19 protein-coding genes are annotated in these 20,635 nt (G+C 71.7%); 9 read left to right on the top strand and 10 right to left on the bottom strand.

All coding sequences use genetic code 11. The features are described from left to right. Window positions 1-41: 41 nt before the first annotated feature. The 6 genes from PSH03_RS05940 to PSH03_RS05915 form a co-directional block, all read right to left on the bottom strand. Window positions 42-1,604, bottom strand: a complete 1,563-nt coding sequence (locus PSH03_RS05940; protein ID WP_238688487.1) for a sensor histidine kinase — start codon at window positions 1,602-1,604, stop codon at window positions 42-44. Next, the gene (locus PSH03_RS05935; protein ID WP_030336721.1) at window positions 1,601-2,302 is read right to left on the bottom strand and encodes a response regulator transcription factor; all 702 of its coding nucleotides are present in this window, start codon (window positions 2,300-2,302) and stop codon (window positions 1,601-1,603) included. The genes PSH03_RS05940 and PSH03_RS05935 overlap by 4 nt, the downstream gene beginning before the upstream one ends. A gap of 86 nt (window positions 2,303-2,388) precedes the next feature. Further along, window positions 2,389-3,000 (bottom strand): PadR family transcriptional regulator, encoded by a 612-nt coding sequence (locus tag PSH03_RS05930; RefSeq protein WP_210785381.1) that lies wholly within the window; start codon window positions 2,998-3,000, stop codon window positions 2,389-2,391. Continuing rightward, window positions 2,997-3,821: a DUF4097 family beta strand repeat-containing protein gene (locus PSH03_RS05925; protein WP_210785382.1), complete on the bottom strand. Its 825-nt coding sequence runs from the start codon at window positions 3,819-3,821 to the stop codon at window positions 2,997-2,999. Before PSH03_RS05925 ends, PSH03_RS05930 begins: the two co-directional genes overlap by 4 nt. A gap of 124 nt (window positions 3,822-3,945) precedes the next feature. Next, on the bottom strand, window positions 3,946-4,884 hold the full coding sequence (locus PSH03_RS05920) for a lysophospholipid acyltransferase family protein (RefSeq protein WP_238688486.1): 939 nt from the start codon (window positions 4,882-4,884) through the stop codon (window positions 3,946-3,948). Beyond that, window positions 4,881-5,654, bottom strand: a complete 774-nt coding sequence (locus PSH03_RS05915; protein WP_210785384.1) for a GNAT family N-acetyltransferase — start codon at window positions 5,652-5,654, stop codon at window positions 4,881-4,883. The genes PSH03_RS05920 and PSH03_RS05915 overlap by 4 nt, the downstream gene beginning before the upstream one ends. A gap of 159 nt (window positions 5,655-5,813) precedes the next feature. On the opposite strand from PSH03_RS05915, the gene PSH03_RS05910 reads away from it, so the two are divergent. The 7 genes from PSH03_RS05910 to PSH03_RS05880 all read left to right on the top strand — a co-directional run bounded on the left by PSH03_RS05910 (window position 5,814) and on the right by PSH03_RS05880 (window position 15,970). Next, window positions 5,814-6,461, top strand: a complete 648-nt coding sequence (locus PSH03_RS05910; RefSeq protein ID WP_238688485.1) for a hypothetical protein — start codon at window positions 5,814-5,816, stop codon at window positions 6,459-6,461. Between the two features lie 142 nt (window positions 6,462-6,603). Continuing rightward, entirely contained in the window at window positions 6,604-7,539 is a 936-nt protein-coding gene (locus PSH03_RS05905; protein ID WP_210785386.1) for an ABC transporter ATP-binding protein, read from the top strand. After that, window positions 7,536-8,348 carry an ABC transporter permease gene (locus tag PSH03_RS05900; protein WP_203121789.1) on the top strand — a complete coding sequence of 271 codons (813 nt, stop codon included), beginning with the start codon at window positions 7,536-7,538 and terminating at the stop codon, window positions 8,346-8,348. The genes PSH03_RS05905 and PSH03_RS05900 overlap by 4 nt, the downstream gene beginning before the upstream one ends. Window positions 8,349-8,636: 288 nt before the next feature. Continuing rightward, the gene (locus PSH03_RS05895; protein WP_238688484.1) at window positions 8,637-12,392 is read left to right on the top strand and encodes a multifunctional oxoglutarate decarboxylase/oxoglutarate dehydrogenase thiamine pyrophosphate-binding subunit/dihydrolipoyllysine-residue succinyltransferase subunit; all 3,756 of its coding nucleotides are present in this window, start codon (window positions 8,637-8,639) and stop codon (window positions 12,390-12,392) included. A gap of 118 nt (window positions 12,393-12,510) precedes the next feature. After that, window positions 12,511-12,696, top strand: coding sequence for a DUF6104 family protein (locus PSH03_RS05890; protein ID WP_007464679.1), 186 nt, complete (start codon window positions 12,511-12,513; stop codon window positions 12,694-12,696). 92 nt (window positions 12,697-12,788) lie between these two features. Next, window positions 12,789-14,858, top strand: coding sequence for a phosphate acetyltransferase (gene pta / locus PSH03_RS05885; RefSeq protein WP_238688483.1), 2,070 nt, complete (start codon window positions 12,789-12,791; stop codon window positions 14,856-14,858). Further along, window positions 14,855-15,970, top strand: coding sequence for an acetate/propionate family kinase (locus tag PSH03_RS05880; protein WP_238688482.1), 1,116 nt, complete (start codon window positions 14,855-14,857; stop codon window positions 15,968-15,970). The genes pta and PSH03_RS05880 overlap by 4 nt, the downstream gene beginning before the upstream one ends. A 115-nt stretch (window positions 15,971-16,085) precedes the next feature. On the opposite strand, the gene PSH03_RS05875 is transcribed toward PSH03_RS05880, so the two are convergent. Continuing rightward, window positions 16,086-16,259, bottom strand: a complete 174-nt coding sequence (locus PSH03_RS05875; RefSeq protein ID WP_210784597.1) for a hypothetical protein — start codon at window positions 16,257-16,259, stop codon at window positions 16,086-16,088. Window positions 16,260-16,433: 174 nt separating this feature from the next. On the opposite strand from PSH03_RS05875, the gene PSH03_RS05870 reads away from it, so the two are divergent. Beyond that, window positions 16,434-16,640, top strand: coding sequence for a hypothetical protein (locus PSH03_RS05870; RefSeq protein WP_238688481.1), 207 nt, complete (start codon window positions 16,434-16,436; stop codon window positions 16,638-16,640). 88 nt (window positions 16,641-16,728) lie between these two features. After that, complete coding sequence (locus tag PSH03_RS05865) at window positions 16,729-17,694, top strand: alpha/beta hydrolase family protein (RefSeq protein ID WP_210784599.1); 966 nt, start codon at window positions 16,729-16,731, stop codon at window positions 17,692-17,694. A gap of 190 nt (window positions 17,695-17,884) precedes the next feature. On the opposite strand, the gene PSH03_RS05860 is transcribed toward PSH03_RS05865, so the two are convergent. From PSH03_RS05860 to PSH03_RS05850, 3 genes are all read right to left on the bottom strand, one after another. Next, on the bottom strand, window positions 17,885-18,847 hold the full coding sequence (locus PSH03_RS05860; RefSeq protein WP_238688480.1) for a zinc-binding dehydrogenase: 963 nt from the start codon (window positions 18,845-18,847) through the stop codon (window positions 17,885-17,887). Window positions 18,848-18,924: 77 nt separating this feature from the next. Continuing rightward, window positions 18,925-20,103: an NAD(P)-dependent malic enzyme gene (locus PSH03_RS05855; RefSeq protein WP_238688479.1), complete on the bottom strand. Its 1,179-nt coding sequence runs from the start codon at window positions 20,101-20,103 to the stop codon at window positions 18,925-18,927. A 145-nt stretch (window positions 20,104-20,248) separates the two neighbouring features. Further along, window positions 20,249-20,599 (bottom strand): S24/S26 family peptidase, encoded by a 351-nt coding sequence (locus PSH03_RS05850; RefSeq protein WP_238687480.1) that lies wholly within the window; start codon window positions 20,597-20,599, stop codon window positions 20,249-20,251. Between the last annotated feature and the right edge of the window lie 36 nt (window positions 20,600-20,635).

Here is a 20,635-nt window from a genome sequence, read left to right as displayed (position 1 = left end):
ACTGCAATCAACCTGGAACCGTCCTGGAAGTTGGCTGAAAGTCACTCGCCCGCTCCGTCGACCTGCGGCAGCAGTGGCAGCCGAACCCGGAACGTGGCCCCGCCGCCGGGCGTCTCGGCCACCTCGACCGAACCGTGATGGGCGGCGACCAAGGCGGCCACGATGGCCAGGCCGAGGCCGGTGCCGGTGTTGCCGTCGGCCCGCCGGGTACGGGCCGCGTCGGCCCGGTAGAACCGTTCGAAGACGCGTTCCGCCTGCTCGGCCGAGAGGCCGGGACCGGTGTCGGCCACCTCCACAACGGCGAAGCCACCCGGTTCGGCGCGCAGCCGTACCCGGACTTCGGCCTCCGCCGGGGTGTGGGTGAGCGCGTTGGTGACCAGGTTGCCGATCACCTGCCGTAGCCGCGCGTCGTCGGCGGAGACGACGAGCGGGCCGGATTCGGGCGCGATCTCCAGCTCGATCCGCCGGTCCGGTGCCATCGCCCGGGCGGCCTGCACCGCGTCGGAGGCGAGCACCGGCAGCTCCACCGGGGTCAGCGAGAGCGGCCGTTCCATGTCCAACCGGGCGAGCAGCAGCAGGTCCTCCACCAGCAGCCCCATCCGGGCGGCCTCGTCCTCGATCCGGCGCAGCAGGCCGGCGGTCTGTTCCGGCGCACGGGCGGCACCCTGCCGGTACAGCTCGGCGAAGCCACGGATGGTGGTGAGCGGAGTCCGCAGCTCGTGCGAGGCGTCGGCGACGAACTGCCGCATCCGCTCCTCGGAGCGGATGGCCCGCGCCTCGGACGCCTGAGCGGCGGCGGCGGCGTCCCGGGCGGCGCTCTCCGCCCATCGGGCCGAGGTCTCCGACGCGGCTCGGGCAGTGAACGCCGCCTCGATCTGGGTGAGCATCGCGTTCAGCGCACGGGATAGCCGGCCCAGCTCCGAGGTCGGCTCGGCCTGTCCCTCCTCCGGGTCGGGCACCCGGCGGGTCAGATCACCGCCGGCGATCGCCGCGGCGGTCTGTTCGATCTCGACGAGGGGCTTGAGGCTGGTCCGGACGATCGCCGCGCCGACCGAGGCCAGCATGATCAGCACTGACCCCCCGACCAGCAGGTCGATCCAGGCCAGCCGTTTCACGGCGAGGTCGACATCGGTCAGGTGTTCGCCGATCGCCGCCATCTGGCCGTTCGGCAGCTCCGTGTAGAGCATTCGCCAGCGCAGCGAACTGTCCCGCGCGCGGACGGTGCGCGGCTTGCCGTCCTGGGCCTTTTCCTGCACCTCGAAACCGGCAGCGTCGCTCGGCCACGGCGGCAGATCCGCCGCCGTGAAGCGGGACTTGTCGTACGCGAAGTCCTTCACCTGGCCGGTGGTCGGGCTGGTCAGCACGACCACGTAGTCGCTGGGCAGCGAGACGACATTCGATGAGGGCATCATCGACTGAATCCGGCCCGCCGAGTCACGCAGCTCAAGGTCTATCTGGTCGACCAGATAGTTGTGCAGGAAGTACGCGGTCGAAACACTGATCACCACCAGCGCGCCGGAGACGAGCGCGAGCACCGAGGCGACCAGTTTGATCCGCAGTGGGACGCCCCGCACCCGTCCCTTCGCCTGCTGGACCGCGTTCACGCCGCCGGCTTGCGCAGGACGTACCCGACGCCGCGAAGAGTGTGGATCAGCCGGGGTTGGGTGGTGTCGACCTTGCGCCGCAGGTAGGAGATGTAGGACTCGACGATGTTGTCGTCGCCCCGGAAGTCGTAGTTCCAGACGTGGTCGAGGATCTGCGCCTTGGACAGCACCCGGTTGGCGTTGAGCATCAGGTACCGCAGCAGCTTGAACTCGGTCGGCGAGAGTTGCACCCGCTGACCGGCCCGGTGCACCTCGTGGGTCTCCTCGTCCAACTCCAGGTCGGCGAAGGTGAGCCGGGACGGGGCCTGCTCGCCGGTGGTGGTGCGGCGCAGCACGGCGCGGATCCGCGCGGTCAGCTCCTCCAGGCTGAACGGCTTCGTGACGTAGTCGTCGCCGCCCAGGGTCAGCCCACGGATCTTGTCGTCGGTGGCGTCCCGGGCGGTCAGGAACACCACCGGGGTACGCGTGCCGCCCTCGCGGAGCATCCGGATGACCTCGAAGCCGTCCAGGTCGGGGAGCATCACGTCGAGCACCACCAGGTCGGGCCGGTGGTCCTTGGCGGCGTTCAGCGCCGCGCTTCCACTTGTCGCGGTTGCCACGTCGAAGCCCGCGAACCGCAGGCTCGCGGAGAGCAGTTCGAGGATGTTGGGGTCGTCCTCGACGACAAGCAGTCGCGCCTCGGTCTGGGTAGCGGGCATGTGCCCATCATCGGTGACGTCACTGCGCCAGCGCTGGACGCTTCCTGAAAAAAGGCTGTGAGTCGCTGACCATCCGGCGACGCCGGTCAGCGCAGCAGCCGACGCAACCCGTCCAGGGCGCCGTCGAGCAGCCGGATCGCGGTGCGCAGCTGGGTGTCACTGAACTGTCGGGCGTGCATCAGCCGGCCCACCTCGGCGGTGAACGCGGCCAGCCGCTTGTCGAGTTCGTCGCGCAGCTCGGCCTGCGGCCCGGTGGTCGACGCCGGCCTGGGCTGCGGTGCGGGCGCCTCCCACCGGGCCCGTCGGGTCTGCCGGGTGGCCTCGCTCAACTCCCGCTTGAGGTCGCGTGCCGATCCGCGTACCTCGCTGCGGATCTCGCCGGCCAGGCTGGAGAGGTCCGCCACGGAGGCCGCGATGTCCGTTTCCAGGGCGGTCAACTCACCGGCCCGCTGACGCAGTTCGGCCCGGCCGGCGTCGGTGATGTCGTACGTCTTGCGGCCGCCGGCCGCGGTGTGGCTGACCAGACCCTCGACCTCCAGCCGCTGCAGGCGGGGGTAGATGGTGCCGGCGCTGGGCGCGTACAGCCCGAGGAACCGGTCCTCCAGCAGGCGGATCAGCTCGTAGCCGTGCTTCGGGCCGTCGTCGAGGAGCTTGAGCAGGTAGAGCCGGAGCCGCCCGTGGCTGAACACGGCGGTCACGGCAGCTCCTCCCCATCGTCGTCGACGGCTCGGGCGAGCAGGGCGATGCTCCCCGAGGTCGCGGAAGCCCAGAGCTTACCTTCGCCGGCGCCGAGCACCCCCTCACTGCTGGGCAGTGGGAACGTCGAGGTGCGCAGCTGCGGAAAGCCGCTGGTGATCCGGCCGGAGGCGGTGTTCAGCTGAACGGCGAGGTCGCTGTCGGCGCGGACCCGAACGGTGATGCTGCCCGAGATGGTGGTCAACCGGATCTCGCTGCGCCGGGGGTTGTCCAGGTCGCACGTGATGGCGCCGGAGACGGTCTGTGCCCGTACCCGGTCGGCGGCGCTGTCGGCGAGGATCACCTCCCCGGAGACCGTCTCCACTGTGAGGTCGCCGCGGACGCCGAGCGCCTCCACCGGCCCCGAGGTGAGCTTCGCGGAGGTGCTGCCGCGCAGCCCCATCAGGGTGATCTGGCCGGCGACGACGTTGGCGGTGGTCTGCCGGCGCAGGCCGGAGGCGACCAGCGAGCCCGCGACCAGACCCAGATCGGCGAGGACGTCGGCGGGTACGGCGACGGATACGTCCACCCGGGGATAGCGGTGGATCATCCGGAACCAGCGCAGGACGTCCGACCAGCCCCGACCGCGCTCCTGACGGATGCTGAGCCGACCGTCGGTGTGGTCGATCAGGACCGGCCGACGGCCGACCTGGGTCACGTCGATCCGGGTCGGCCCGTCGGTGGCGACCACGTTGAGCCGCCCACTGATCAGTCGAACGTCCAGCCGGACGACCGGAGTGTCCACTGTGAGCCGTTGCGGGCTCTCGACCGTCCATCCGGCCATGGCGTCCCCCTCTCGACGACGCGCGGGAGGCACGCCGAACAGGAGGAGAATGTAACGCGATACATCGCGACACCACAAGACAGGTCGCGAGTTGGTCGCCGGCTCGGCGCTCGGCGTGCTCCCCTCAGGCCGCCAGGTCCAGCTCCCGATCGACGAGCGGAGCCGGCAGGGGAACGACCGGGGTCACCGTCGGCACCGGCCGCAGCCGGGCCCGCGCCACGGCACCCACCGTCGGCACCAGGTGTACGGCCGACTCGGCGGCCCGGGCCAGCAACCGCCGGTCGGCGTCACGGGCCGGGTGCAGCGCGGCGGCGATCGTCACCGAGACCACCAGCTCCCGCGCCGCGACCACCCGTGCCACCGAGCGCAGCAGGGTGTCCGCACCCAGGAAGGCGGCCGCCGTGGTGGTCGACCCGGTGGCCGTGCAGCGATAGCTGAGCCGCAACGGAACCACCGGGCTGCCCGTGTCGATGGCCGCCTGGAACGTCGCGGGCCGGAACCCACCGCCGGGGCGGCAGTCGGTGGCACCGTTCCCGGCACACCACGTCGTACCCTCCGGAAAGACCGCCACCGACCGCCCGGCGCGCAGCGCGTCGGCCACCCGGGCGACGGTCCTCGGCAGCGCCAGCGGCCGGGCGCGGTCCACGAAGACAGTGCCCGCCGCCGCGGCCAGCAGTCCGACCACCGGCCAGGAGCGGACCTCCCGTTTCGCCACCATCCGGGTGGGCGCGACCGCCAGCACCGCGAGGATGTCCAGCCAGGAGACATGGTTCGCGACCAGCAGCGCGCGCCGCCGGGGCAACCGACCCCGGACCACGAGGCGGACGCCGAAGGCGCGCGCGGTGGCCCGCGCCCAGCCGCTGAGCAGCGCCTTGCGTTCCTGACTGGGCAGCACCGGCAGCAGCGCCGCCACGGGGATCCCGGCCAGCAGCATGCCGAGCGCGGCGACCAGCCGGAGCACCCGGCGGGCCACCGGCACCGTGGGCACCTCGCCGGCCGCCGGCAGGCAGTCGTCGTCGCAGCCCGAGGAGGGCCGCCACAGGTCGCGCGGCACGGCGGTCACCGCTGCTCACCGCCCAGGAAGTGCCGCAGGTAGCGCGGGTTCATCCGGTCCAGGGAGAAGAGGACGTAGAAGTCCGCGCACCCGAAGTCGCTGTCGTACGAAGGCTCGCCGCAGATCCACGCGCCGAGCCGGAGGTAGCCACGCAGCAGCGGCGGAACCGTCACCCGCCCGGCCGGGGCAGCGGCGACCGGGCCGGCGGCAGCCGCCTCGGTGAACCAGGGCCGCAACGGGCGGACCCGCAGCGGCGGCGGCGACAGGTGCCGGGCCCGGGCCTGGCTCCACACCTCGGCCACCGTCCGCCCGCCGTCAGCCACCGGCACCGAGGCGCAGCCGCCGAGCCAGCGGGAGCCGCGCAGGTGCAGGTACCGGATGATGCCGGCCCACATCAGGTTGATCACCGCGCCGGAGCGGTGGTCCGGGTGCACGCAGGACCGGCCCGCCTCGACCAGGTCGTCGCGGAGCGGGTCGAGCGGCCTCAGGTCGAATTCGTCCTCGGCGTAGCGCCGGCTGGTGCGCCCCGGCGGCAGCAGCCGGTACGTGCCGACCACCTCGCCGGTGCTGTCCTCGCGGACGATCAGGTGGTCGCAGTACGCGTCGAAGGGGTCCACGTCCAACCCGGCCTCGCCGGGAAGGAGGGTGGCGCCGAGTTCGGTGGCGAACACCTCGTGGCGCAGGCGTTGCGCGGCCGCGACCTGGGTGGGGTCGTCGGCGATCAGCAGGGTGTATCCGCTGGTCTTCAGGGGTGCGCCAGCGGCATGCAGAACGGCCATGGGATCTGTGTAGGTGCCCGGGTTGCCATTCACGGGGACCACTGGTGTCGATCGGATGAACGCCGGCAGGCGAGACCGCTAGCGACGCCCGGCGCAGACCGTGCGAGGCTGCCGGACCAGGCCGGCGACGGCGCCGACACGCACCACCGGAGGTCGAGGATGCGCATCGAAACCCGCTACAACGGGCCCGCCGGTTCCGGCAACGGCGGCTGGAGCGCGGGGATCTTCGCCGCCGAGGCGGGCGGCAGCGAGCCGGTCGAGGTGACGCTGCGCCGGCCACCACCGCTGGAGACCGAGCTGACTCTGGCCGACGGCGAGGTCCGGGACCCGGCCGGCGAACTGGTGGCCGAGGTGCGCCCGGCCGGGGTGCTCGATGCCGTCGTACCCCCGGTCGACCTGGAGACGGCGGTGGCCGCCGCGGCCCGCTACCCCGGCCTGGTCGAGCATCCGTTCCCCAGCTGTTATGTCTGCGGGCCGCAGCGGGCCGACGGGCTGCGGATCTTCCCCGGCCGGCTGCCCGACGGCCGGACCGCCGCGCCGTTCCGCGCGCCCGAACAGGTCAGCGCGGCCACGGTCTGGGCCGCGCTGGACTGCCCCGGCGGTTGGGCGGTGCTCGCGCCGGGCCGCCCGTACCTGCTGGGGCGGATCGCCGCAGTGGTCGCGGCGCTGCCCGGGCCGGGCGACGAGTGCGTGGTGACCGGGGCGTTGCTGCGCGTCGAAGGGCGCAAGGCGCTCGTGCACACCAGCCTGTACGGCCCGGACGGGTCGTTGCTCGGCGCGGCGCGGGCAACCTGGATCGCCCGCTGAACCCCTGCCGTAGTCCGCAGGGATGAGTCGCCTCCACCCCGCGACGGAGGCAAACGTACCGACCGCGCCTGATTGACCTTGTTGCCACGGGCCGTCACGCTGTGCCACGGCGTACCTCGACGCCACACACGGGAGGAGAACGATGACTGACGGGCAGCGAAGCCCCACCAGCGACGGTCAGATCGTGGTGTCCGGTCTGACGAAGCAGTACAAGAACGTCCGGGCGGTGAACAACCTGTCCTTCACCGTGGCGCCGGGACGGGTGACTGGCTTCCTCGGCCCGAACGGCGCAGGCAAGACCACCACGCTGCGCATGCTGCTGAATCTGGTCACGCCGACCGCCGGCACGGCCACCATCAGCGGCCAGCGGTACGTCGACCTCGCCAACCCGCTGCGGCAGGTCGGCGCGGTGCTGGAGGCGTCCAGCGCGCACAAGGGCCGCACCGGTATCAACCACCTTCGGGTCATCTGCGCGGCGGCCGGGCTGCCCAAGCAGCGGGCCGACGAGGCGTTGGCCCTGGTCGGGCTCACCCCGGCGGCGAAGCGCAAGTTCAAGGGTTACTCGCTGGGCATGAAGCAGCGGCTCGGCATCGCCGCCGCGATGCTCGGTGACCCCCGCGTGCTGATCCTCGACGAGCCGGCCAACGGGCTGGACCCGGAGGGCATCCGGTGGATGCGTGGGTTCCTCAAGAACCTCGCCCACGAGGGTCGTACGGTGCTGGTCTCCAGCCACCTGCTGTCGGAGATGCAGCTCCTCGCCGACGACGTGGTGATCATCGCGGCCGGGCAGTTGGTCCGGCAGGGACCGGTCGACCAGGTGCTCGGGTCGATGGCCCAGGGCGCCCGGGTCCGGGTCCGCACCCCGCAGGCCGAGGCGTTGACCGCCGCCCTCAAGGCGCAGTCGGCGACCATCGAGACCGACGAGCAGGGTGTGCTGCTGGTCGGCGGGGTGGACGCCCCGACGATCGGCCGGTCCGCCCTCGCGGCCGGGGTCGAGCTGCACGAACTGACCACCGAACGGCCCGATCTGGAACGGGTCTTCCTGGAGCTGACGGCCGGAAAGGCGGGCATCCGATGAACCTGGTCCGATCCGAGCTACTCAAGATCCGTACCACCAGCACCTGGTGGTGGCTGGCCCTCGGCGCGTTCCTCTCGATCGCCCTGGCGTTCGCGATCAACGCGTGGTTGGCCGTCACGACGCTCGGCGGCGACGCCGAGGAAATCGGCGTCAGCGCCGAGCAGGCCACCGCGCCGGCGCAGGCGGCGAACCTCTACACCTCGGGCCAGTACCTCGGGCTGATGTTCGTGATGCTCATCGGCATCCTGATGGTCACCAACGAGTTCTTCCACCAGACCGCGACCACGACGTTCCTGACGACTCCCCGGCGAACGTCGGTCATCGTCAGCAAGCTCGTCGCCGCCAGCCTGCTCGGCTTCATGTTCTGGCTGGCGACCACGCTCATCGACCTGGCCGCCGGCGCGATCTTCCTGTCCGCCAACGACTACGGCACTCAGCTCGGTGAGTGGCCGGTGCAGCGGGCGCTGTTGTTCAACCTGCTGGCCTACGCGATCTGGACGATCCTCGGGGTGGGCATCGGCACGCTGATCACCAACCAGCTCGGTGCGGTGATCACGGCGGCGGTGCTCTATCTGATCGGCACCCAGGTGGTGGGTCTGCTGTTCCTGCTCCTGTCGAACGTGCTCGACAGCCAGGCGGTGCTCAAGTGGCAGGTGATCTGGCCCGCTGTGGCATCCCAGGTCATGATCACGGAGGGCACCTCGGAATTCACCCCGTCCTGGTGGGTCGGGGCCCTGGTGCTGATCGGCTACGCGCTGGTCAGCGGAATCGCCGGAGTCCTGCTCACCCGGCGGCGCGACATCGCCTGATGGCGTCTGCGACTCCGGGGCGGCGACGACAGGCTGACCGCCCCGGGGTCGGGCCTCACCATCGGTGACCGGCCGCGCGAGGGCCGGGGTGTTACCAGTTCGACACGGTGCGCGCAGGCGTTGCTGAACTTCTGGCATCTTCTGTGAAACCGGCCACGGGACCGAGGCGGAAATGCCTGCGGGATCGGTACGGCGTAGCCTGGGAGCCGTCTAGTCCGTGCTCCTAATCGGGCGCGACGGACCCACCGCGTGCCACACAAACCCGCGTGAAAGAGGCGATTACCGGCCGTGTCGACCCAGCAGACTTCGCAGGAGAACCCACTGGCGGGTTTCGGCCCGAATGAGTGGATCGTCGAGGAGATGTACCAGCGCTACCTCGCCGACCCATCGAGCGTCGATTCGGCCTGGCACGACTTCTTCGCCGACTACCGACCGGCACCGGGAGCGGGCACCCCGCGCGGCGCCGAATCGTCGGACAAGCCGGCCGCCGCCCCGGAGCCGGACGGTCAGCCGGAGGCGGCCGCCACTGTCGCCCAGCCGAGCACCCCGGCCAAGCCGGCGACCGCGAGCAAGCCGGCCGCCGCCCAGCCGGCGCCGGCCAAGCCCGCCGCCGCGGCCACGCCGAAGGCCACACCCGAGAAGGCCGCTGCGGCCACGCCGGCCGCCAAGGCCGCCGCGCCGAGTGCCGACGGCCCGCAGACCACGCCGTTGCGGGGCGTCGCGGCGAAGATCGTCCAGAACATGGACGCTTCGCTGAGCGTGCCCACCGCGACCAGCGTGCGCGCGGTCCCGGCCAAGCTGCTGGTGGACAACCGCATCGTGATCAACAACCACCTCGCCCGCGGGCGGGGCGGCAAGGTCAGCTTCACCCACCTGGTCGGCTACGCGATGGTTCGCGCGCTGGTCCAGCACCCCGAGATGAACAACTCCTTCGCCGAGGCCAACGGCAAGCCGGCGGTGCTCCGCCCGGCACACGTCAACCTCGGCATCGCGATCGACCTCGCCAAGCCGGACGGCAGCCGCAACCTGGTGGTCCCCTCCATCAAGGGCTGCGAGCAGATGGACTTCCGGCAGTTCTGGCAGGCGTACGAGGACGTGGTCCGACGGGCGCGGCGCAACGAGCTGACCATGGAGGACTACTCCGGCACCACGATCTCGCTGACCAACCCGGGCGGCATCGGCACCGTGCACTCGATGCCGCGGCTCATGCAGGGGCAGAGCGCGATCATCGGCGTCGGCGCGATGGAGTACCCGGCCCCCTACCAGGGGATGTCCGAGGCCACCCTGGCCGAGCTGGCGGTCAGCAAGATCATCACGCTGACCAGCACGTACGACCACCGGATCATCCAGGGCGCGCAGTCCGGCGAGTTCCTCAAGGTGATGCACGAGCTGATCCTGGGCGAGCACGGCTTCTACGACCAGATCTTCACCGCGCTGCGCATCCCGTACGAGCCGGTGCGCTGGATGCGCGATGTCGCTGTCAACTCCGAGGGTCAGATCAACAAGACCGCCCGGGTGCACGAGCTGATCCACGCGTACCGGGTGCGCGGTCACCTGATGGCCGACACCGACCCACTGGAATTCAAGATCCGCAAGCACCCCGACCTGGATGTCCTCCAGCACGGGCTCACCCTGTGGGACCTGGACCGCGAGTTCCCGGTCAACGGCTTCGCCGGCCGGCAGCGGATGAAGCTGCGCGAGATCCTCGGCGTGCTGCGCGACTCGTACTGCCGCCGGGTCGGCATCGAGTACATGCACATCCAGGACCCGGAGGAGCGGCGCTGGGTCCAGGAACGGATCGAGCGCAAGTACGAGAAGCCGTCCGCCGACGAGCAGAAGCACGTGCTCAACCGGCTCAACGCCGCCGAGGCGTTCGAGACCTTCCTCCAGACGAAGTACGTCGGCCAGAAGCGCTTCTCGCTGGAGGGCGGCGAGTCGCTGATTCCGCTGCTCGGTGAGGTGCTGGAGTCCTCCGCCGAGAACGGGCTGGACGAGGTCGTCATCGGCATGGCCCACCGGGGTCGGCTCAACGTGCTGGCCAACATCGTCGGCAAGCCGTACGAGAAGATCTTCTCGGAGTTCGAGGGTCACCTGGACCCGCGCTCGACGCAGGGCTCCGGCGACGTGAAGTACCACCTGGGTCAGAACGGCAAGTTCACCACCCCCGACGGCGAGCACGCGGTCAAGGTGTCGGTGGTGGCCAACCCGTCGCACCTGGAGGCCGTCGACCCGGTGCTGGAGGGCATCGTCCGGGCCAAGCAGGACCGGATCGACCTCAAGCTGGAGGGCTACACAGTGCTGCCGCTGGCGGTGCACGGTGACGCCGCCTTCGCCGGGCAGGGCGTGGTCGCCGAGACGCTCAACCTGTCCCAGCTGCGCGGCTACCGCACCGGCGGCACCGTGCACGTCGTGGTGAACAACCAGGTCGGCTTCACCACCGCCCCTGAGTACAGCCGGTCCAGCCTCTACAGCACCGACGTGGCCCGGATGATCCAGGCGCCGATCTTCCACGTCAACGGCGACGACCCGGAGGCCGTGGTCCGGGTGGCCCGGCTGGCCTTCGAATACCGGCAGACGTTCAACAAGGACGTCGTGATCGACATGGTCTGCTACCGCCGGCGCGGGCACAACGAGGGCGACGACCCGTCGATGTCCAACCCCCAGATGTACAAGATCATTGACTCGAAGCGCTCGGTCCGCAAGCTCTACACCGAGGAGCTGATCGGCCGCGGTGACATCACCGTGGAGGACGCGGAGGAGCTGCTGCGCGACTACCAGGCGCAGCTGGAGAAGGTCTTCAAGGCCACCCGGGACGCCGCCTCGGCACCGCGCCAGCTCAACCGGCCACGCCGCGAGGAGGAGCCGGAGCCGCAGGTCGACACCGCCACCGACGCGTCGGTGGTCAAGGCCATCGGCGAGGCACACATCAACCTGCCGGAGGGCTTCACCCCGCACAAGCGGATCCAGCAGTTGCTGGACCGGCGGGCCAAGATGTCCGTCGAGGGCAACATCGACTGGGGCTTCGGCGAGATCATCGCGCTCGGGGCGCTGCTGCACGACGGGGTCACCGTCCGGCTCGCCGGGCAGGACTCTCGTCGCGGCACGTTCGTCCAGCGGCACGCCTCGGTGGTCGACTCCCGCACCGGCGACGACTACCTGCCGCTGAAGTCGCTCACCGGCGACGGCGACCGCTCCCGGTTCTTCGTGCACGACTCGCTGCTCAGCGAGTACGCGGCGATGGGCTTCGAGTACGGCTACTCGGTGGAGAACATCAACGCCCTCGTCGCCTGGGAGGCCCAGTTCGGCGACTTCGTCAACGGCGCCCAGTCGGTGATCGACGAGTTCATCTCGTCCGGTGAGGTGAAGTGGGGCCAGCGCTCCGCCATCACCCTGCTGCTGCCGCACGGCCACGAGGGTCAGGGCCCGGACCACACCTCGGGCCGGCCGGAGCGGTTCCTGCAGATGTGCGCCGAGGACAACATGCGGGTGTCCATCCCGACGACCCCGGCGAACTACTTCCACCTGCTGCGCCGCCAGGCCCTGTCGCCCAAGCGCAAGCCGCTTGTGGTGTTCACGCCGAAGTCGCTGCTGCGGCACAAGCTCTGCGTCTCGTCGGTGGAGGACTTCACCACCGGCACCTTCCAGCCGGTGCTGCGTGACACGGCCGCCCCGGCGCCGGAGGCGGTGAAGCGGGTGCTGCTCTGCTCCGGCAAGGTCTACTACGACCTGTTCCAGGCCCGACAGGAGCGCGGCGTCACCGACACCGCGATCCTCCGGCTGGAGCAGCTGTACCCGCTGCCGGTGGAGGAGATCCGGGCCGCCCTCGGGCAGTTCCCGAACGCCGAGGACTTCGCCTGGGTGCAGGAGGAGCCGGCCAACCAGGGTGGCTGGTCGTTCGTCGCGCTCAACCTGCTGGAGCACCTCACTGACGTTCGGCTGCGGCGGATCTCCCGCCCGGCCGCGGCCGCCCCGGCGGTCGGCTCGGCCAAGACCCACGAGGTCGAGCAGAACGCGCTGATCGAGGCGGCTCTCCCCCGCCCGTGACCTGACCTGAGCACGGAAGCCGGGGCAGGGCCGTTTCACACGGTCCTGCCCCGCTCCGTCGGTCCACCCGCCATCTCATCCGCCCGGCCCGAGCCGGGCCGAGCACAAGGACGTACCCATGTACTTCACCGACCGTGGCATCGAGGAGCTGGTCGAGCGCCGGGGCGACGAGCAGGTGACCCTGGAGTGGCTCGGCGAGCGCCTGCGCGACTTCGTCGACCTCAACCCCGACTTCGAAACCCCCATCGAACGCCTGGCAACCTACCTGGCCCGCCTGGACGACCCCGACGACGAAGACGCCTAACCCCGTTCCGCACCCGGTGATCAAGAAGTTTCGGTCACGATGGGGGCCGGAGCTGACGCAAACTTCTTGATCAACGGGCAGGGGGTGGGAACGTGGCTCGGAGTGTTTACCTCACCAGCGTGGGGTCCGGCGGGGGCAAGTCGACGATTGCCCTCGGGTTGGCGGAGTTGCTGTCCCGCCAGGTCGGGCGGATCGGCGTGTTCCGGCCGTTGGTGGCCGACACCGGCCAGGACCCGATCCTCGCCCTGCTGAGCGAGCGCTACCGGGTCGAGGTGCCGCTGTCCGAACTGGCCGGGGCGAGCTACGCCGAGGCTTCGGCGCTGGTCGCCGACGGCCGACGGGAACAGCTCATCTCCGCGATCGTCGAGCGCTACCGGGCGGTGGAGCGGCAGTGCCCGGCGGTGGTAGTGGTGGGCAGTGACTTCGACGAGCCGGGCGACCCGGCCCACCCCCGGGAGCTGGCCTTCAACGCCCGGCTGGCCACGGAGTTCGGCAGCGTGGTGGTGCCGGTAGTGGACGGCTTCGGGCAGGAGCCGGCGGCCGTCGCGTCGGCGATGCGGGGGGCGTACCACGACCTGGCCGACCTCGGCGCGACGGTGCTCGCGGTGATCGCCAACCGGGTGACCGGGCCGATGACGCTGCCCGACCTGCCGGTCCCCGCTTACGCCATCCCGGAGGTGCCGAGCGTGTCCGCGCCGACGGTGGCCGAGGTGGCGGCGGCGCTCGGCGCCACCCTGCTGGCCGGGGACGACGCCGCGCTCGGTCGCGACGTGCTGGACTTCGTGGTCGGCGCGGCGCACGTGCCGACCCTGCTGGGCCACCTCACCGAGGGCGCCCTGGTGATCACCCCTGGGGACCGGGCCGACCTGCTCGTCGCCGCGAGCGCCGCGCACGTGGCCGGGCAGGTGTCGGTGGCCGGGCTGGTGCTCACCCTCGGCGAGCAGCCCGACCCCAGGGTCATGCGGTTGGTGGAGGGGCTCAACACCGGGTTGGCGGTGCTCTCCGTGCGTCTCGACAGCTACGACACGGTCGCCGCGTCCAGTCGCATCGAGGGCCGGCCCAGCGCGTCCAATCCCCGCAAGGTGGAGGCCGCGCTCGGCGCGTTCGAGCGCTGTGTGGACACCGACGACCTGGCCCGTCGACTGCGGGTCAGCCGGTCGGCGCGGGTCACCCCACTGATGTTCGAGAACGAGCTGATCGATCGTGCCCGCTCGAAGCCCCGGCACGTGGTGTTGCCGGAGGGCACCGACGAGCGGATCCTGCGCGCGACGGAGATCCTGCTACGGCGTGGGGTGGCCGAGCTGACGGTGCTCGGCCGGCCGGACGACATCGCCCGACGCACTCGGGAGCTGGGCATCGACCTCGGCGACGTGCGGGTGGTCGACCCGGGTGCCAGCGAGTGGCGCGACGACTTCGCCGCCGAGTACGCCCGGCTGCGCGCCCACCGGGGCGTCACCGCCGAGTTGGCGCACGACATCGTGGCGCAGCCCAACTACTTCGGCACGCTGATGGTGGCCACCGGCCGCGCCGACGGCATGGTCTCCGGCGCCACGCACACCACCGCCGCGACCATCCGGCCGGCGTTCGAGATCATCCGTACGCTGCCGGACGTCTCGGTGGCCTCCAGCGTCTTCTTCATGCTGCTCGCCGACCGGGTGCTGGTCTACGGCGACTGCGCTGTCAACCGCGACCCGGACGCGGCCCAGCTCGCCGACATCGCGATCTCGTCGGCCGACACCGCCGCCCGGTTCGGCATCGAACCCCGGGTGGCCATGCTGTCGTACTCGACCGGCAGCTCCGGCGCGGGCGCCGACGTGGAGAAGGTCGCCGCGGCCACCGCGCTGGTCCGGGAGCGCCGGCCCGACCTGCTGGTCGAGGGGCCCATCCAGTACGACGCGGCGATTGACCCGGCGGTGGCGGCCACGAAGCTGCCCGACAGCCCCGTCGCCGGGCACGCCACTGTCTTCATCTTCCCGGACCTGAACACCGGCAACAACACGTACAAGGCGGTGCAGCGCTCGGCCGGGGCGGTCGCCGTCGGCCCGGTCATGCAGGGCCTGCGGCGGCCGGTGAACGACCTGTCGCGGGGCGCCACGGTGCCGGACATCGTCAACACCGTGGCGATCACCGCCATCCAGGCGGCCACCGAGGAGGCGTCGTGAGTCGGGTACTGGTGCTCAACTGCGGGTCGTCGTCGGTGAAGTGGCGCCGCTACGACGGTGACCGGGCACTCGACCACGGCACCGTCGAGCGGATCGGTGAGCCCGGTGGCGGCCCGGCGGACCACGCCGAGGCGGTCCGGCAGATCCTGGACGGGCTGGACCTGGCCGGGCTGACGGCGGTCGGACACCGGGTGGTGCACGGTGGCCGGACGTTCAGCGCGCCGGTACTTGTCGACGACGCCGTGCTGGCCGCGATCAAGGATCTGGTGCCGCTCGCCCCACTGCACAACCCGGCCAACCTGGCCGGCATCGAGGTGGCCCGCGCGGCGCTGCCGGACGTCCCGCAGGTCGCCGTCTTCGACACCGCGTTCCACCACACCCTGTCGGAGGCCGCCGCGACGTACGCGATCGACCGGGAAACCGCCGAACGGTACGACATCCGCCGGTACGGCTTTCACGGCACGTCGCACGCGTACGTGTCCCGGCGCACCGCCGAGCTGCTGGGCCGCCCGTACGAGCAGGTCAACACGATCACCCTGCACCTTGGCAACGGGGCCAGCGCCTGCGCGGTGGCGAACGGTCGCAGCGTCGCCACCTCGATGGGCATGTCCCCGTTGCAGGGGCTGGTGATGGGCACCCGCAGCGGCGACGTGGACCCGACCGTGATCTTCCACCTGCGCCGCGAGGGCGGGCTGTCGGTGGACGACATCGACGACCTGCTCAACCACCGCAGCGGCCTGCTCGGGCTGACCGGAGTCAACGACATGCGCGAGGTGCTCGAACGCCGAGCCGCTGGTGACCGGGCGGCGGCGTTGGCCTTCGACGTGTACTGCCGGCGCATCACCGAGTACGTCGGGGCGTACTACGCGCTGCTCGGTCGGGTCGACGCGATCGCCTTCACCGCCGGGGTCGGCGAGCACGCCGCGCCGGTGCGGGCCGCCGCGCTGGGCGGCCTGGGCCGGCTCGGCATCACAGTGGACGACGCCCGCAACAACGGCGAGGGCGACCGGTTGATCTCTCCCGACGGCGCCGAGGTGAGCGTCTGCGTCATCCGCACCGACGAGGAGCGGGAAATCGCCCGGCAGACCCGGGACGTGGTCGGGGCGGCCTGACGCCACTGAGGCGCGCACCCCCGGGAGGCCCGAGGGTGCGCGAGTCGGTGGAGCCCGTTCGGTGCCGGAGCCAGCCAGGCGACTCGGTCAGCCGGTCGCCAGCCAGGCCACTCGATCAGCCGGTCGCCAGCCAGGCGACGAGTGCCACCAGCACCACGACGACCACTGCCGCACCGATGATGAGCGGCAGGCGGGACGGGGCCTCCGTCGACGCCGCAGTCTCCGGCGTCTGGTTGAAGGCGCGGAACGCCTCGGTGTTGCCGCTGGGGTCCGTGTAGTTCTCAGGCATGTCGGTGACCCTAGCGAAGCTGGCCACGCGGCACCGTCCCCGGCCCGCGGCGTCCCAGGGCTGGACCCGGCCGGCGGAGGGGACCCGACCGGGTGGCGGGTGCACCCGAGCCGGACGGCGGGGCCGCTACGCCTGCCCGGGCACCTACCGCGGAACGATGGGGCGGGCCGGCTGATGGCCGTACCGGTGACAGCGCTGCTGGCCGGTTGTGCCCCGGCCACGGCGGTGGCCGGCGGGGCCACCGGTCCGGTGTCGGCGCGTCGGTCGCCCGAGGGGTCGTACGCCGTCGGCGTGCGTACCAATCCCAACGCCGCCTTCCCTCCGCGCCCGCTGGCCGACACCGCACGACGGCGACGCCCGCTCGCCGAACGTGCCGCCTGAAACCGGGCGCGCGGCGCTGGGTGAGTCGACGGGCACACCGCGTCGAAGTCCACCGGGCACGTCAGCGGGGCAAGGCACAATCGGATTCATGCCACGTCGCCTCACCCCCGCCCTGCTGGCCAGCGCCGTGCTCATGGCCGGTCTGGTCGGCTGCTCGGCGGACGCCAGGAAGACCGAGGGTCAGCAGGCGCCCGTCGAACCACCACCCGCCGCCACGCCGACACCGCAGGTCCCCGCCGGCAAGGCGCCGCAGCGCGCCTTCGCGGTCGGCGTACGCCAGCTCAAGCTGAACCGGGACGGCCGGGCGCTGCCGACGACGCTCTGGTACCCGGCGGCCGGGCAGTCCGGCGGCGCGGCCAAGCGGGCGGCGACGGCGGTGGAGGGCCGGTTCCCGGTGGTGATGTTCAGTCACGGCTTGGGTGGGCGACCGGACGACTACGCCACGCTGCTGACCCGCTGGGCGGCTGCGGGTTTCGTGGTGGCCGCGCCGACGTTCCCGCACACCTCGCGGGGCGCGGACAACAACGTCCTCGACGTGCTCAACCAGCCCGCCGACGTGTCGTACGCGTTGGACCAGGTGCTGGCGTTGGACGGCAAGGCCGGCGACGCGTTGCGCGGCCGGTTGGACGGCGAGCGGGTGGCCGCGGCCGGGCACTCCGCGGGCGGGGTGACCACCATCGGCCTGTTCACAGCGAGCCGGGACGAGCGGCTGGACGCGGGTGTGGTGTTCGCGGGCACGGCGCTCGGCGTGGGCACCGCGTTCGCCGGTGCGGCCGCACCGCAGCTGTTCGTGCACGGCGAGTTGGACGAGGTGGTCGAGTACGCGGCGGGCAGGGCCGCGTACGACAAGGTGCCCTGGCCGAAGGCGATGCTGAGCCTGCCCAAGGGCGACCACGGGCGGGCGTTGCTCAGCGACGGCGCGACGTTGCGGGTCGTCTCGGACACGTCTGTTGAGTTCCTGCGCTGGTCGCTCTACGGCGACGCCGACGCCAGGAAGCGCATCCCCACCGACGCGACGCGCGGCGACATCGCCACCTTCGACGACCACCTCTGAGGCCCGCCCGCGCCGTGCGCCTTCGCCGCTTCGGCCGCCGCAAGATCGTGCAGTGACCAAGATCGTGCAGTGACCAGGAAGTAGTGGCCTCCCACGACGCGGAGGCCACTACTTCCATGATGTTGCGCGATCTAGCGGCGTGGGGCCCAGGCCCGGCGGCGCGGCGCGGCGATGCAGCGCGCGGTGCGCGTCAGGCGGTGTGGTCGATGACGACCTTGCCGAAGGCGTCGCCGGAGTGCAGTCGGGCGAAGGCGTCCTCGACCCGGCTGAACGGGATGACGCTGTCCACCACCGGGCGCACCTCGTTGTCCGAGCAGAACGCCAGCAGCTCGTACAGCTCGCCGGGCGTGCCCATCGAGGTGCCCAGGATCTCCAGCTGCATGGCGAAGACCCGGCGCAGGTTGACCGACGGCTCGTGCCCGGCAGTCGCGCCGGAGACCACGATCCGGGCCATCGGCGCGGCCGACTTCAGCGAGTGGTCGAAGGTGGCCGCGCCGACCGTCTCGATCACCACGTCCACCCGCTCCGGCAGCCGGGCACCGGGCTCCACGGCGATGGCGCCGAGGGCCGAGATCCGGTCCCGCTTGACGGCGTCGCGGCTGGTCGCGTACACCCGCTTGCCCATCGCGACGGCGAGCGCGACGGCCGCGGTGGCCACGCCGCCGCCCGCACCCTGGACCAGCACGCTGTCGGCGTCCGCGACGCGGCCCTTGGTGGTCAGCATCCGCCACGCGGTCAGCCAGGCCGTGGGCAGGCACGCCGCGTCGGTAGCCGCCATGCCGTCGGGCAGCGGGATCAGATTCGACCGGGGTACGGCCACCCGCTCGGCGAGCGTCCCGGCAAAGTGCTCGGAGAGGATGGAAACCCCGCGCGGGTCACCCGGCGTGACGACCACCGGGTACACGACCACCGGGCGCCCCTCCGGGTCCAGCCCGACCGCGTCGCAGCCGAGGATCATCGGCAGCTGGGCCTCGGTGAGACCCACCCCACGCAGCGACCAGAGGTCGTGGTGGTTGAGCGAGGTGGCCCGCAACTGCACGGTCACCCAGTCGTCGGCCGGAGGGGTCGGCTCGGGCCGCTCGCCGACGGTGAGCGCGGCGAGCGGATCGGCGTCGTCGAAACAGGAGGCAAAGGCAGCACGCATGATCGGCACGGTAACAAGCTGAGCGCTCGTTAAGAAGCCGTGCGCGCAGGCCGACGGCGCAGCGCGCCGCCGGCCGACGCGTGCGCCTAGCGACGGGCGACGCCGTCGCGGCGGGCAGCTTCGGCGACCGCCTCGGCCACGGCCGGCGCGACGCGCGGGTCGAGCGGGGACGGAACGATCGCGTCGGCGGTCAGGGACTCGGCCACCACACCCGCGATGGCGTCCGCGGCGGCGACCTTCATCGCCTCGGTGATCCGGGTGGCACCGGCGTCCAGCGCGCCGCGGAACACACCGGGGAACGCCAGCACGTTGTTGATCTGGTTGGGGTAGTCGCTGCGCCCGGTGGCGACCACCGCGACGTGCCGGGCGGCCACCTCGGGGTGCACCTCGGGGGTCGGGTTCGCCAGCGCGAACACGATCCCGCCGGGTGCCATCCCGGCCACCGCGGCCTCGGGGATCTGCCCGCCGGAGACCCCGACCAGCACGTCCGCGTCGCGCAACGCCTCGGTGATGTCGCCGTGGCGGCCGTCGGCGTTGGTGCTCGCCGCCAGCTCGGCCTTGGTGCCGGTCAGCTCGGTGCGGTGCCGGCCGATGATCCCCTTGGAGTCACAGACCACCACCTGGTCGGGGTTGACGCCCCCGGCGATCAGCATCTTCGTCACGGCCACGCCGGCCGCGCCCGCGCCGCTCACCGCCACCCGCAGGTCACCGAGCTTGCGGTCGAGCAACATCGCGGCGTTGCGCAGCGCGGCAAGCACCACGATGGCGGTGCCGTGCTGGTCGTCGTGGAAGACCGGGATGTCCAGCGCCTCGTCGAGCCGACGCTCGATCTCGAAGCAACGCGGCGCGCTGATGTCCTCCAGGTTGATCCCACCGAACGAGGGCGCCAGCGCCCGCACCACCGCGACGATCTCGTCCACGTCCTGGGTGTCCAGGCACACCGGCACCGCGTCCACCCCGGCGAACTGCTTGAACAGCACCGCCTTGCCCTCCATCACCGGCAGCGCGGCCCGGGGACCGATGTTGCCCAGCCCGAGCACCGCCGAGCCGTCGGTGACCACCGCGACCGTGTGCGACACCCAGGTGTAGTCGTCCACCAGGGCCGGGTCGGCGGCGATCGCCTCACACACCCGGGCCACCCCCGGGGTGTACGCCAGGGAGAGGTCCTCCCGGCTGGTGAGCGGCACGGTCGAGGTGACGGCCATCTTGCCGCCCCGGTGCAGTAGGAAGACGGGATCAGCGGGGTCCACGGTGGACGAAGACATGGTGGTGACTCCAGGATCTGTCGAGCAGATGTGAGGCGGCCGGCCCCGCCGCAAGGTGGGCGGCGAGCGGTGGCACGCGGTGCGGGGGGTCACCCGGGCACTTTCCGAGCATAGTGTCGGCACCACCCCTCGGATGTGAGCAGGGTCATAACTGACGACGAGGCACCCGTCCGGGGCGCGGCCAGTAGCGGGCCACCACCCGTCCTCGTACGTCGGCCACCCCGTACGCCCGGGAGTCATCGGTGATCAGGTCATTGTCGCCACGCAGCCACCAGCCGCCGTCCTGCGGCCGGACCGCACGCTTCACCACCAGCAGATCGGGCCGGGTCCGGAAGACCGCGACCACCACGTCGCCGGCGCGGATCGGGCGGCCACCGGGACGAACCAGCACCGCGTCACCGTGCCGCAGGGTCGGCGCCATGGACGGGCCGGTCACCAGAACGGCGGTCAGCGGCCCGCGCAACCGCGGCACCTCAGCCGGGTGATCGGCGGCCACTGGTTTCACCTCCACCCCGTTCGGGGAGCATTCCCA

Origin of the sequence: Micromonospora salmantinae (genome assembly GCF_022230905.1) — a bacterium.
Classification (GTDB): domain Bacteria; phylum Actinomycetota; class Actinomycetes; order Mycobacteriales; family Micromonosporaceae; genus Micromonospora; species Micromonospora salmantinae.
The sequence above is the reverse complement of the archived record's forward strand: the minus strand, read 5'-3'. Positions and strand labels throughout refer to the sequence as shown.